The sequence below is a fragment of the Micromonospora sp. DT201 genome, assembly GCF_049841575.1.
Lineage (GTDB): Bacteria > Actinomycetota > Actinomycetes > Mycobacteriales > Micromonosporaceae > Micromonospora.
In genome coordinates this window covers 707312-719857 of the sequence record NZ_JBNCKP010000001.1, presented here as the reverse complement: position 1 = coordinate 719857, position 12546 = coordinate 707312, and the positions used below count along the sequence as shown (strand labels likewise).

15 protein-coding genes are annotated in these 12546 nt (G+C 69.2%); 8 read left to right on the top strand and 7 right to left on the bottom strand.

Features of this window, described 5'->3' with window-relative positions; all coding sequences use genetic code 11:
• Positions 1-744, bottom strand: coding sequence for a TioE family transcriptional regulator (locus ACLQ28_RS03475; protein ID WP_425684704.1), 744 nt, complete (start codon positions 742-744; stop codon positions 1-3).
• 54 nt (positions 745-798) lie between these two features.
• Here ACLQ28_RS03475 and ACLQ28_RS03470 point away from each other — a divergent pair, with 54 nt between their 5' ends.
• Complete coding sequence (locus ACLQ28_RS03470) at positions 799-2397, top strand: DUF6194 family protein (RefSeq protein WP_425684703.1); 1599 nt, start codon at positions 799-801, stop codon at positions 2395-2397.
• A 17-nt stretch (positions 2398-2414) separates the two neighbouring features.
• Here ACLQ28_RS03470 and ACLQ28_RS03465 read toward each other — a convergent pair whose 3' ends face one another.
• Entirely contained in the window at positions 2415-2993 is a 579-nt protein-coding gene (locus ACLQ28_RS03465) for a nitroreductase family protein (RefSeq protein ID WP_425684702.1), read from the bottom strand.
• 144 nt (positions 2994-3137) lie between these two features.
• Here ACLQ28_RS03465 and ACLQ28_RS03460 point away from each other — a divergent pair, with 144 nt between their 5' ends.
• Positions 3138-3404, top strand: a complete 267-nt coding sequence (locus ACLQ28_RS03460) for a hypothetical protein (RefSeq protein WP_425684701.1) — start codon at positions 3138-3140, stop codon at positions 3402-3404.
• Between the two features lie 26 nt (positions 3405-3430).
• Positions 3431-3793 carry a hypothetical protein gene (locus ACLQ28_RS03455; protein WP_425684700.1) on the top strand — a complete coding sequence of 121 codons (363 nt, stop codon included), beginning with the start codon at positions 3431-3433 and terminating at the stop codon, positions 3791-3793.
• Positions 3794-3855: 62 nt separating this feature from the next.
• Here ACLQ28_RS03455 and ACLQ28_RS03450 read toward each other — a convergent pair whose 3' ends face one another.
• The gene (locus ACLQ28_RS03450) at positions 3856-4392 is read right to left on the bottom strand and encodes an HNH endonuclease (RefSeq protein WP_425684699.1); all 537 of its coding nucleotides are present in this window, start codon (positions 4390-4392) and stop codon (positions 3856-3858) included.
• 267 nt (positions 4393-4659) lie between these two features.
• Between ACLQ28_RS03450 and ACLQ28_RS03445 the strand changes: the two genes are divergently transcribed.
• The 3 genes from ACLQ28_RS03445 to ACLQ28_RS03435 all read left to right on the top strand — a co-directional run bounded on the left by ACLQ28_RS03445 (position 4660) and on the right by ACLQ28_RS03435 (position 7925).
• Positions 4660-5718: a mechanosensitive ion channel family protein gene (locus tag ACLQ28_RS03445; protein ID WP_425684778.1), complete on the top strand. Its 1059-nt coding sequence runs from the start codon at positions 4660-4662 to the stop codon at positions 5716-5718.
• Positions 5719-5951: 233 nt separating this feature from the next.
• Positions 5952-7337, top strand: a complete 1386-nt coding sequence (locus ACLQ28_RS03440) for an MFS transporter (protein ID WP_425684698.1) — start codon at positions 5952-5954, stop codon at positions 7335-7337.
• Between the two features lie 159 nt (positions 7338-7496).
• Entirely contained in the window at positions 7497-7925 is a 429-nt protein-coding gene (locus ACLQ28_RS03435; protein WP_425684697.1) for a globin, read from the top strand.
• Between the two features lie 22 nt (positions 7926-7947).
• Here ACLQ28_RS03435 and ACLQ28_RS03430 read toward each other — a convergent pair whose 3' ends face one another.
• The 4 genes from ACLQ28_RS03430 to ettA all read right to left on the bottom strand — a co-directional run bounded on the left by ACLQ28_RS03430 (position 7948) and on the right by ettA (position 11539).
• Positions 7948-8532, bottom strand: a complete 585-nt coding sequence (locus ACLQ28_RS03430) for a YbjN domain-containing protein (protein ID WP_425684696.1) — start codon at positions 8530-8532, stop codon at positions 7948-7950.
• 131 nt (positions 8533-8663) lie between these two features.
• Positions 8664-9407, bottom strand: a complete 744-nt coding sequence (locus ACLQ28_RS03425) for a hypothetical protein (protein ID WP_425684695.1) — start codon at positions 9405-9407, stop codon at positions 8664-8666.
• On the bottom strand, positions 9404-9850 hold the full coding sequence (locus ACLQ28_RS03420; RefSeq protein ID WP_425684694.1) for an acyl-CoA thioesterase: 447 nt from the start codon (positions 9848-9850) through the stop codon (positions 9404-9406). Before ACLQ28_RS03420 ends, ACLQ28_RS03425 begins: the two co-directional genes overlap by 4 nt.
• Positions 9851-9862: 12 nt before the next feature.
• Positions 9863-11539, bottom strand: coding sequence for an energy-dependent translational throttle protein EttA (gene ettA / locus ACLQ28_RS03415; RefSeq protein ID WP_425684777.1), 1677 nt, complete (start codon positions 11537-11539; stop codon positions 9863-9865).
• 211 nt (positions 11540-11750) lie between these two features.
• On the opposite strand from ettA, the gene ACLQ28_RS03410 reads away from it, so the two are divergent.
• Both ACLQ28_RS03410 and ACLQ28_RS03405 read left to right on the top strand, forming a co-directional pair.
• Positions 11751-12035 carry a hypothetical protein gene (locus ACLQ28_RS03410; protein ID WP_425684693.1) on the top strand — a complete coding sequence of 95 codons (285 nt, stop codon included), beginning with the start codon at positions 11751-11753 and terminating at the stop codon, positions 12033-12035.
• Positions 12036-12084: 49 nt separating this feature from the next.
• Positions 12085-12414, top strand: a complete 330-nt coding sequence (locus ACLQ28_RS03405) for a hypothetical protein (RefSeq protein WP_425684692.1) — start codon at positions 12085-12087, stop codon at positions 12412-12414.
• The last annotated feature ends 132 nt before the right edge of the window (positions 12415-12546 follow it).

The following is a 12546-nucleotide window of genomic DNA, read 5'->3' as shown; positions in this document are numbered from 1 at the left end:
TCAGTGCGTTCGTACGGTAGCCCTGGTTTCGGCGTCGAGGTATTCGGCAAGCCGGGCGGCCCCAGCGAGCATGGCCTGGCCGCGCTCGGTGAGCCGTTGCCGCCACTGGCCCAGCGAAGCGGCGAGCGGCCCGGCTCCGCCGGCGTCGCGCACTCGACGCAGCACGTCGGCGATGTGGTCGAGCCGGTACCCGCCGCGGCGCAGCAGGTGGGAGAGCTCGGCGTCGCGGACGTCGTCAGCTGAGTAGACGCGGTAGCCGGTCGCCGGATCGCGCACCGGTCGCAGAACCCCGGCCCGCTCCCACTTCCGCAGCGTGGCGGGTCGCACACCGAGCCGGTGTGCCAGCACGCTGATCGGCACGGCTTTGCGGCTCTGCGGTTGTGGCTTCGTCTCGGTGAGAAGTGCAACCGCTGTCTCGACCGCGTCCAGTGTCTCTCGGTCGCGCTGCAGCAGGGCGTGGCTGTTGTCGATCGTACGCAGTGCCGTGTCGATCTCGCCCCGGTTGACGGCACGCATGATCTCGCCGCTGGCCGCGTAGCCGTGGCCCGCGATCAGCGCGAGGTAGGCGTTCAGCGCCTTGGCGTGCACCTCGGTGAACCGGCGATAGCCGTTCGAGCTGCGCTGGGCCGGCGGCAGGACGCCATCTCGTTCGTAGTTGCGTACGGCCTGCGCGGACAGTCCGTGTACGCGCGCGAGGTCGACCGGTCGACGTACCCCATGGTTTGAGGGTTTTGTGGCTGTCACCGCACTCCATTGCTCGTAAGCCTCAACCGCTGGTTCAACGATACGGTTGATGGGGTGACAAACCTTCTCGACCTCCTTGCTGGATCTCCGACCCTGCTCGCGCTCGGCGAGCCGACGCATGGAGAGTCCGCCTTCCTGCAGATCCGCAATGAAGCCTTCATGTCGTTGACCGAACACGGCTACCGGTCGATCGCGCTGGAAAGCGACCGGGCGGCGGGGCTGATCGCCGACGAGTTCGTGCAGGGCGTCGATGCCGTGACGCTCGACCGTGCACTGGCCGAAGGGTTCACCCACGGATTTGGCGCCGCTCCGGCCAACCGTGACCTGCTGCTGCGGATGCGCGAGTGGAACGCCGGACGGCCGGTCGCCGAGCGCCTCACGTTCCACGGGTTCGACGCCCCGTTGGAGATCGAGGGCGCTCCGAGCCCACGGCGCTACCTGACCCAGGTCTGTGAATTCCTCGGCCTCGACCGGTCAGCGGAGATCGACGACCTGATCGGGGACGAGGCTCAGTGGAGCGATACGGCCGCGATCTGGGAGCCGGGCAGGTCGATCGGCCGCTCGACCAACGCCCAGCGCCTGCGGGTGGTCGCCGACGACCTCCTGACCGAGTTGTACCTACAGGCACCCCGGCGGCCCGAGGGCTGGCAGACGGCGTTCGTACACGCCACGTCCGCGGTCGCGTTGCTGCGCTACCACGCCGCGGCGGCCGCACCACTGGCGCAGGAGGAACGCGAGGAACGCTTCGCCCGCCTGGCCGGGGTCCGGGACGCGCTGATGGCCGAGAACCTACTCGCGATCCGGGCGGCCGAGGCACACCGCGGGCCCACACTGGTCTTCGCGCACAACACGCACCTCCAGCGCCACCAGAGCACGATGACGATGGCCGGGACCGAGGTGTCGTGGGCCGGCGCCGGCGCGATCATCGCATCGCTGCTGAAGGATCAGTACGCGCTGATCGTCGGGAGCCTCGGCGCGAGTCCCGCGCTCGGCATCGGAGCACCCGACCCGTCGACCTACGAGGGCGGACTCCAGCAGAAGACCAACCATCCCGGGTACGTCCACGCGTCCGAGATTGGACCGGCCGAGCAGAGATCGCACGACTACCGCTACTTCCCCCTGGACCAGGTCACCATCGAACACGCCGATGCGGTCCTGCACATCCCGACCGGTGTCGACGCCAGCGTGCTCGCGGATCGGATCCTCGCGCTGCCCGACGTCGACCAGGTCGTGGCGAGCGAAGAGAACGGGTCACCCGAGGGGGCCTGGGGCGACCGGTTCTTCTACGTCGGCCCGGATCGCCGCCAGCCGTTCGCCACCATCGTCGAGCACGACGTACTCGGCTTCGACGAGGCCTCGCAGCTTGACCGTCCCGGTGTCTTCCGCCTCAACCTGGACCTGGGTCGAGCCGAGTTCGAAAGGCTGTTCGGCTTCCCGCCCAAGGCATTCGAGGACCACCGGCACACCTTCGACTTCGCGCGGTTGGACACCCTCGTGCCGCACCCGGGCTACGCGCTGTACGGCTTCGGCAGCATCGTCATGCCCGGCCCGCAGATGCTGCCCGAGATCGACCGGCTACTCGCGGTCGCTCACGCCCGAGCAGTCGACCGTCATGAGCACGCATCCCGCCGAGCGGGCGACCAGCAGGACTGAGCCGCAGTCGCGCCGCTCTACGCTCCACGCGGCTGGTCCGTCGTGTCGCGGTCGGGCGGTGTGACTCCGGCGGTGACGAGGTCGGTGATGCTGCGGCGGTGTCGCGGGATGGGATGGTCGTCATCGGCTGCCACGCCGATGGCGGTCATGGTGAGTATCTGCCAACCGGGTGCGACGCGGATGGTGTCGTGGAGGGCGTCGAGGTCGAAGGCGCGGAACTGGCGGCACGCCAGGCCCATGGAGTGGGCTTGCACGGTCATGTGCGCGACCGCCTGACCGAGGTCGTAGTCGGCGAACTCGGAGTACTGGATCCCACTGTCGTCCACTTCCCGCTGCGCGAGGTTCACGACCAGCGCGCTGGCCTGCGGGGCCCATCGGCGTGAACTCGCGGCGAGGTGGTCGACCAGTTGGGCGTGCCCCGCGTCTCCGCGTCGACGGAAGTGGAACGCCCACGGTTGGGAATTGCCGGCCGACGGCGCCCACCGGGCCGCCTCAAGCAGGATCGCCACGTCCGCGTCGGACAATTGGTGGTCAGGGTCGAATCGCAGCGGGCTGAACCGGCTCTGCAGCACCGGGGCGATCCCCGTGGCCGTCATGCCTGACCCCGTTGGACGAGCCTGCCAGGCTCACGTTGGCAAACCGTCGTCATGATCCCATCATGCCGGACGGGCAGGCAGTCCCCATCGGCCACCGACAGGCATAGCCGGCCCTCAGCGGCCATATCACTGTATGGTCGGTGTATGGCAGCCAAGAAGGTCACGGTTACCCTCCCTGAGGAGTTGGTGGCGGCGCTCGGTGCCGCGGCTCGTGAGGACGGTGTTCCGCTGTCACGGCTGGTCGCTAGTGCGGCGGAAAGTGAACTCCGGCGGCGGGTCGGGCGGCGATTGGTCGCAGACTGGCAGGCCGAACACGGCGCATTCACCCTCGAAGAAATCGCTGCGGCGCGGGCAGAGATGGCCGCCGCCGACGCCCAGGCACTCAGCGGGCCCGGTCAGGCAGCGGCGTGAGCATTCCGTACGTCTATGACGCCGGGGTGCTGCTCGCGATCGAAGGCAATGATCGACGAATGTGGGCGATCCACCACCTGGCTCTGGAAGAGGGGCGACGTCTGCTGATCCCCTCCGTCGTCGTGAGCCAGGCCTGGCGTGATCCTCGCCGTCAGGTCCAACTCGGCCGGTTCCTGCACAGCTGCGAGATTGTCCCGGTCAGCCTTGAGCTGGCAAAGTCGGCAGGCGTTCTCTGTGGCAAGTCCGGCACCCGTGACATCGTCGACGCCACCGTGGTCACCGTCGCCCTCGCCTGCGGCGCGATCGTCTTCACGAGCGCTCCCGAGGACATCGCGCATCTGTCGGCCGCATCCGACGTCAAACCAGGGCTGGTCATCCGTCGCCTCTGACCAAGAGGGATGGCCCGCCTTCGCTGATCAGTCGACACCTCGCGTCAGGCCAGCCGGGGCGATCAGGCGGCGGCTTCGGGCTCCCGCAGGTCGAGCCAGTCCGCCCAGCGGGGGTCGGGGGCGCGGTGCCCGAGCACCCGCCAGGCGGTGCCCTTCGGCGCGGCCGGAAGCGCGTGTAACCGCCACCCCATCTCGGCCGGGGTCTTGTCGCCCTTTGTGTGGTTGCAGCGGGCGCACGCGGCGACCACGTTCTCCCAGGCGTGCCGGCCACCCCGGCTACGCGGAAAGACGTGGTCGATGGTCTCGGCCGGGCCCCGGCAGTAGGCACACCGCCACCCGTCCCGGGCGAAGATCGCCCGCCGGGACAGCCCGACATGTGTTCGGTACGGCACGCGGACGAAGCGGGTCAGCCGGACCACGGAAGGCACGGGGAGGGCGTCTCGAGCACTGTGCAGGATGCCTTCACCATCGGCGACGCAGATCGCCTTGGCGGAGAGAACGAGGATCGCGGCGCGGCGCACCGACACGACACACAGCGGCTCGTAGGTGGCGTTGAGGACCAACGCGCCGGAGCCCACCGCGGGTCGTATGTCAGGCATCGCGATCACCCTCCCGGTTCAGCGGCTGCTGCGGACCGCCGCCGACCGGGGCTGGGGCACGACGGCCCACACGGTCGACGCCAGGCCGATCACCGACGTCCGTTGCGCCAATAGTCCCTGATCGAACCCCGGATTGCACGCACTAATCCGGGGTCGGGCATGAAGCTCTTTCCCGCACCTGTCACGATGGCCGGTTCGCCCCGTTCCGGCCATGCCCTCGGCCGCGGGTCACCCGGCCGGTGGGTCGGCGGTGGGCGCTCGGGCTTCTTGCGGTACGAAGACAGGGTGAGTGCCGCCAGCGTGATGCCCCTTGCCCTGTCCACCGTCGGGTCGGTGAACTGCCAGGGCAGTTCCTCCTGCGAGTTCCTGTTCAGAATGACCAGGTCGGCCTGGTTCGCCGAGGGCAGTTACTGGATCCTGCTCAAGCCGCTACGGGTGCTGCTGATCGTGGCACTGGCGATGGTGGCCCGCTGGGCGGTGCACCGGACGATCAACCGGTTGGTCCGGACGACGACCGACGGTGCGGTGCCGACGATGCTGCGGCCACTGCGCGAGCGGGTGCCGAGCGCCGCCGTCGACCCGACCGAGTTCGTGCCCGAGCGGCGACGGCAGCGGGCCGAGGCGATCGGCTCGGTGTTGCGCAGCCTGACCACCGCGTTCGTCTTCGGCATCGCACTGTTGATGATCCTGCGGGAGTTCAGCTTCGACCTGGCGCCGCTGCTGGCCAGCGCGGGGATCGCCGGCGTCGCGCTGGGCTTCGGCGCGCAGAGCCTGGTCAAGGACCTGATCGCTGGCCTGTTCATGCTGATCGAGGATCAGTACGGCGTGGGCGACAACGTCGACCTGGGCGAGGCGATGGGCGTCGTCGAGTCGGTCGGGCTACGGGTCACCACCGTGCGCGATGGTCGCGGTGTGCTCTGGTACATCCGCAACGGCGAGATCATCCGGGTGGGCAACAAGAGCCAGGGCTGGGCCCTCGTGGTAGTGGACCTGCCCATCGGTTTCAGCAGCACCGAGGAGGCCACCGCCGTCCTGCGGACCGCGGCCGCCTCGATCGCGATGGACCCAGAGCTGTCGCCGGAGATCGTCGAGGTGCCGGAGGTGCTGGGCGTCGAGCAGGTGACAGTGGACGGCGCGGTGATCCGGACGGTGGTGAAGACGACAGCCGACGGGCAGTTCGCGGTGGGCCGGGAGTTGCGTCGCCGGCTCGCGGAGGCTCTGGAGAACTCGGGAATCACCGCGCAGATCGCGGCGGCCCGCATTTATCCCGGTCTGTCGACCCGGCCGTTGCCCGACGGTGAGACTGGTCAGGGCGGCGCTACCTGACCCAGGCGCCGCTGTCCTCGAATTCAGGGGTCGCGGGCCACCCGGCCCCTCAGGTATCGTCCGTTCGTTCAGTCGGGGAAGCGACGAACGACCCGTTCGACCTAGATAGTTCTCAGACGATCGGGCAGAATTCGGAGCACGCGTTCCCGCCAAGCGTGATCACATCCTCGCTGATCCGTAGATCTGACGAGCGTTTCCGGCCGGGCTGCCACGAGCGGCCAACCCGGAGGCCGATGGAGGCGACGGTGCCCGACGAACGGCCTTCCGCGGAAGGCCCAGCTACTTTTCGCGAGGTGTTCGCCCAGCACGAGTACCGCGCCGTGTTCGTGGCGGGCTCTCTCTCCTGGGTCGGCGATTACGTCGCGAAGGCCGCCGTCACCCTGCTCGTCTATCAGAAGACCGAGTCGGTCGGGCTCTCCGCAGCCGCCTTCGCGGTCAGTTTCCTGCCCTGGCTGCTCGGTGGTCCGGTGCTCGCCGCACTTGCGGAGCGGTACCCGTACCGGCGGGTGATGGTGGCATGTGACCTCATCCGGATGGCGTTGATGTTGCTCATCGCCATCCCGCAACTGCCGTATCAGGCGGTGTTGGTGCTCATCTTCGCCGCCACGTTGGCCAACCCGCCGAGCCAGGCGGCGAAGTCCGCGCTGATGCCGCAGATGCTCGCCGGTGACCGGTTGGTGCTCGGGCTGTCGCTGAACAGCAGCGTCGGGCAGGCAGCCCAGATCGTCGGGTACGTGCTCGGCACCGCCGTCGCCTCGATCGACCCGCAGGTCGCGCTCCTGTTCAACGCGGCCACGTTCGGCGTCTCGGCGCTGCTGGTCCGCTTCGGAGTGCGAAACCGCCCGGCGATGACGAACCCTGCGCACCGCAGCCACCTGCTACGGGAGACTCGCCAGGGCTTCACCATCGTGTTCGGAACACCGGTGCTGCGGGCGATCGCGGTGCTGGTGTTCAGCGCGATGCTCTTTTCGATCGTCCCCGAGGGGTTGGCCGTTGGCTGGGCCCACGAGGAGGGCCACGGCGCCATGAGCGCGAGCACGGCCCAGGCATTGATCATGGTGGCCAGCCCGGTCGGCTTCATCCTCGGCGGGTTGCTGGTGAGCCGCCTGTTCGGGCCGGCCCGCCGACTCAAGCTGATGCGGCCGCTCGCGGTACTCGCCCCACTGGTGCTGGTGCCGGCCATGTTCAACCCGCCGCCGCTGACGGTGGCGTTGCTGGCCGCTGTCTGTGGTTTCGCGGTCGCCGGCATGCTGCCGATGGCAAACGGGCTCTTCGTCCGGGCTCTGCCCAACGGCTTCCGGGCCCGCGCTTTCGGGGTGATGGCTACCGGCGTCCAGGTCATCCAAGGTTTCGCGGTGCTGGTCACCGGGTTGATTGCCGATCACTTCGACAACATCCCCTTCGTGGTGGGGCTGTGGAGCGCGGCCGGCGTGGTGCTGATGGTGGTAGCCGCGCTGCGCTGGCCGGATCAGCAGACGTTGGACGCCACCATCGCGGCGGCGTCGGCGGCCAATGCCGAGCCGCCCGCCAACACGGGCGACCCCACTACCGGCGGCACGGCGGCAGGCCCTCCCGAGCCGCGTACTGGCGAGGGCCAGCGCCGGCACGCGGTCACCTGACCCGGTCCGCCCACGCGGACCCGAGCGGGCCGGCGCCCGGCGTCCGGCGCTGCGGCCGGACGTGATCCGACGCACCGCGTCCGGCGCGACGGCCGGGCGTGATCCGACGCACGGTGCGCGGGTCGGGTTGGCACGCGGCGCACCTGGCAGGATGGAACGGTGAATCCCGCAGGCGAATCCGACCGTCCCGGCGCATCGACGACCCTCTTCGAAGCGGTCGGCGGCGAGCCCACCTTCCGCAAGCTGGTCGACGAGTTCTACGCCGGCGTCGCCACCGATCCCCTGCTGCGGCCCATGTACCCGGAGGAGGATCTGGGCCCGGCCGCGGACCGGATGACCCTGTTCCTGATGCAGTACTGGGGAGGGCCGAACACGTACTCCGCGCAGCGTGGCCACCCCCGGCTGCGGATGCGGCACGCGCCCTTCCGGATCGGCGCGGCCGAGCGGGACGCCTGGCTGCGGAACATGCGCCGCGCCGTGGACCGGCTCGACCTGGAGCCGGAGATCGCCGGCACGCTCTGGGACTACCTGGAGCGGGCCGCGTACTTCATGGTCAACGCCATGGACGACCCGGCCGACGGCGCCTGACCCACCCGACCCACGGGCTTCGTCAGAGCAACGCGCCCTCGTCGTGCAGCCAGTCCACGAAGCTGGTGGCCACCGCAGCGCCGCAGTCGAGCATTTCGACCAACAGCGCGTCGTGGGTGCCGGCACCCAGCGGCACCTGTAGCTCGGCGTAGATCGGCAGCTGCCCGCGCTCGGTCGGGTCGCCAATGTACGCCTTGCAGAACCGGCGGGTGTGGTTCCACTCGTTGACCACCCGGTAGGCCCGGTCAGCCCAGTCCGGCGGGACCGTGGCATGCGGACGTGCCCGCATGACCAGGATCTCGTCCTCCGGCCCTTCGAGGGTGACCAGCACGGCGTGCCGCTCCCACATGGCCAGCAGGTTGCCGTCGCCATCGGCCAGGTAGCGCACGTCGAGTAGATCGAGTGCGTCGCAGACCCGGCTCAGACTCACTGGCTCGACGGTGGCGAGCATCTCGGTCAGGACGGGCCGCTCGTTGGCCGGGCAGTCGTCTCCCGGCTGGCGAGGGCTGGGCGGTCCGACCCGGACCGCACTCTCGACTGTGATCCCGCTTCGGGTTTCCGGATCGCCGCCGTCGGCGGGACCGGGGCGCCATGACCACCACGGCATCGCTCGCGCACCTCACTCCCCAGCGGATCCAGTCGCCTACGGTGCGTTGGATCCGAGCATGGACGGTACCCGGACAGCCGAGTTGAAGCACCCCCCCAACGACTGCCCCTGGCCAGAAGAATGAGCCGGGGTCATCCGTTTGGACGAGCGCTGAGGGGTGTCACGGCAAGATCCGTGGCCTTCTGCAACCATGCGGCTCCGTATGGTCCCACCAGGCCGACCCAACGACCGGCCACCCGCACCTGGACGGTGGCCTCATCGTCGGCGACGGCCGGGCCGCCTGCGGCACCGAGGAAGCCCATCCGGACCAACCCCTGCACCAGCCGCTGCGACACCTCGACTGGCGGGGCAGGCGGCCCGTCCGGCGTGACCACCACCGCCACATGATCGAGCAGCGCGTCACGCAGCACCCGCTGACCCACCGCACGGCCAGCCACGCCCTGCTCGCTCGCCGTACGCAGGGTGCCCGCCGCCGCGTCCGCGATCCGCCGCAGCTCGGCAACGGGCAGTGCCTCAACGTTCCGGCTTCGCGCCGGCGGCAGCGGCCATCGCCACTGCGCGTCCCGGCGTGCGGGCAGGGCCGCACCACCGCGCTCCAGCTCAGCCAGCAGCTCCGCGGCAGCCACCGTGACGTCCTCGGCCACGCCGTCGGCCGACCCACTGGCCACCGTGCGGGCCACCAGGACCTGCCACGGCAGCCGGGCCCAGAGGGTGATCCGACCGGGCACACCGGCCGGCCGCAGCCGGACCGGTGCGATCGGGTCCAGCCGGACGAGCCGGGCCAGGAAGGCGCCCGCGTCCGCCACCCCGGCGACACCGTGCGCCGGAGTCGACGCCGCGGCCGGTCCCGGCCCGGCCGCGCCCGGCCGGGTCACGCCACGCCGCCCTGCGGTGCGTACGTGAGCAGGAAGTCCCGTTCCTCCGGAGTGATCCGGCGGGGCACCTGGCGGGTCAGATCGAACGGCACCAGCACCGAGCGGGCGCGGCTGGCCAGCACCTCGCCGTCGTACATCTCGTAGGCGACGGTGAACCGGGAGGCCATGATCTCCTCCACCCACAACTCGATCCGAACGGTCGGCGCCGCCTCCGCGGTGGCCCGGCCCAGCGCGTAGTCGACCGGGCGCAGGTAGTCGACCTCGTGCCGACGGATCACCACCCCGTCAGCGAACGAGCCAACCCCCCAGGCCCGGCCACCGGCGAACATCAACGCCACCCGCGCCTCCTCGTACAGGGTGAGGAAGCGCGAGTTGTTGATGTGGCCGTACGCGTCCAGGTCGGACCAGCGCAGCGTGCAGTGGTAGACGAACCGGTCAGACACCTTCTCGGCCGGTCAGTCGCGGGTCAGCTTGCGGTAGGTCACCCGGTGCGGCCGGGCGGCCTCGGCGCCGAGACGGTCGATCTTGTTCTTCTCGTACGCCTCGAAGTTGCCCTCGAACCAGAACCACTTGGACGGGTCCTGGTCGTCGCCCTCCCAGGCCAGGATGTGCGTGGCGACGCGGTCCAGGAACATCCGGTCGTGCGAGATGACAACGGCGCAACCGGGGAACTCCAGCAGCGCGTTCTCCAGGCTGGACAGCGTCTCCACGTCCAGGTCGTTCGTCGGCTCGTCGAGCAGGATGACGTTGCCGCCGATCTTCAGGGTCAGCGCCAGGTTGAGCCGGTTGCGCTCACCGCCGGAGAGCACCTTCGTCGGCTTCTGCTGGTCCGGTCCCTTGAAGCCGAACGCGGCGATGTACGCCCGCGACGGCATCTCGACCTTGCCCACCATCAGGTAGTCCAACCCGTCGGAGACGACCTCCCAGACGGTCTTGTCGCCGTTGAGGCCCTCACGGTTCTGGTCGACGTACGACAGCGAGACCGTCTCGCCGACCCGGACCGAACCGTCGGTCGGCTGCTCCAGCCCGACGATGGTCTTGAACAGCGTGGTCTTGCCGACACCGTTGGGGCCGATGATGCCGACGATGCCGTTGCGCGGCAGCGAGAACGACAGGTCGTTGATGAGCAACCGGTCGCCGAAGCCCTTGTTCAGGTGGGACGCCTCGATGACCGTGCTGCCCAGCCGGGGGCCCGGCGGGATCTGGATCTCTTCGAAGTCGAGCTTGCGGGTCTTTTCCGCCTCGGTGGCCATCTCGTCGTACCGGTCCAGGCGGGCCTTGGACTTGGTCTGCCGGGCCTTGGCGTTGGAGCGGACCCACTCCAGTTCCTCGGTGAGGCGCTTCTTCATCTTGGCGTCGCGGCGACCCTCGACGGCCAGACGGGCGGCCTTCTTCTCCAGGTAGGTGGAGTAGTTGCCCTCGTACGGGTAGGTCCGGCCGCGGTCCAACTCGAGAATCCAGTTGGCCACGTTGTCGAGGAAGTACCGGTCGTGGGTGATCGCCATGACGGTGCCGGCGTACTTGGCCAGGTGCTGCTCCAGCCAGGAGACGCTCTCCGCGTCCAGGTGGTTGGTGGGCTCGTCGAGCAGCAGCAGGTCGGGTGCCTCCAGCAGCAGCTTGCAGAGTGCGACCCGGCGGCGCTCACCACCGGAGAGCTGGGTCACGTCGGCGTCCGGCGGCGGGCAGCGCAGCGCGTCCATGGCCAGTTCGAGCTTGGAGTCGACGTCCCAGGCGTCGAGGTGGTCCAGCTCCTCCTGAAGCTTGCCCATCTCCTCCATCAGCTCGTCGGAGTAGTCGGTCGCCATCTGCTCGGCGATCTTGTTGAACCGCTCCAGCTTGGCCTTGGTCTCGGCGACTGCCTCCTCGACGTTGCCGAGCACGGTCTTGGCTTCGTTGAGCGGGGGCTCCTGGGCGAGCATGCCAACGGTGTAGCCGGGCATGAGCCGGGCCTCGCCGTTACTCGGCTTGTCCAACCCTGCCATGATCTTGAGGAGGCTGGACTTGCCGGCGCCGTTCGGACCGAGCACACCGATCTTGGCCCCCGGCAGGAAGCTCAACGTCACGTTGTCGAGCACGACCTTGTCGCCGTGCGCCTTGCGCGCCTTTTCCAGGACGTAGATGTACTGGGCCACGGTGCGGGCTACCTCCGTCGGTTGCTGTCGCTGATCGGCGGCGCGGGCGCGGGCTGCGAGGACCGCCCACCGCCGCCGGCCGGTGACCGGCCGCGCGCACGCCATCGTCAATCCTGACAGGTACGGCGCGCTTCGCCCACATCACCCCGCCCCAGGAGTACGCGGGCGAGCCTCCTTGCCGACACCGGTATCACTCGCTAGCGTCCCTGGTATGACCAAGAAGATCGCCATCAGCGTGCCGGATGACGTGGCGGAGCGACTGGCCGAGGAATCCAACGTCTCCGCATTCATCACCGACTCCGTTCGTCAGCGGATGGCCGGCGAGCGCACACGGCGGACGCTTCGACAGGTGGGTTTCCAGCTCACGGACGAAGGCCTCGCCGAGGCGGGCAGGAAGCTCGACGAGGCACACGCGAAGATCACGCCAGCACTGCGAGCCAAAGCAGCCGCTCTGCTGGGTGAGGCATCTCGCGGAAGGATGACCATCCGTGACTGATGCTGGCCTCGTCCTCGACACGGGATGCCTCCTCGCCTACTCGGAGGGCATGGAGGCGGTCGGGGAGCAGATCGCGAAAGTCGCGGACAAGGGACAGACTGTGATCGTCCCGGCGCTCTGCCTGGCAGCCGCATACCGCCAGGTGACCAGCGACGGGTGGCCGCTGCTCGACATCGTCGGCGATCTGGAGCAGGTCATGGTCACGCCCGTGGAGCACGACATGTGCGCCATCCTCGGCGGCTGGTCGCGAACCCTCGGCGGCATGGATCTCGCGCAGGCTGCGATGGAGGCGGCGCGGGCGATCACGCCGATCATGACGGATCGGCGGGAGCTGCTCGGCGAGGTACTGCCCAAGGAATGGCCGATCATCGACCTCTGACGCACGGGCTGTCGACAAGATCACCTTCGGGATTTCGGCGCGTACGGGGCGGGTAGGAGACTCCGGCACGACGCACAAGACGCCGCAGCTACGCTCAGTACGCTCATCGCGGTGGACCCGTCAGTACCCGGA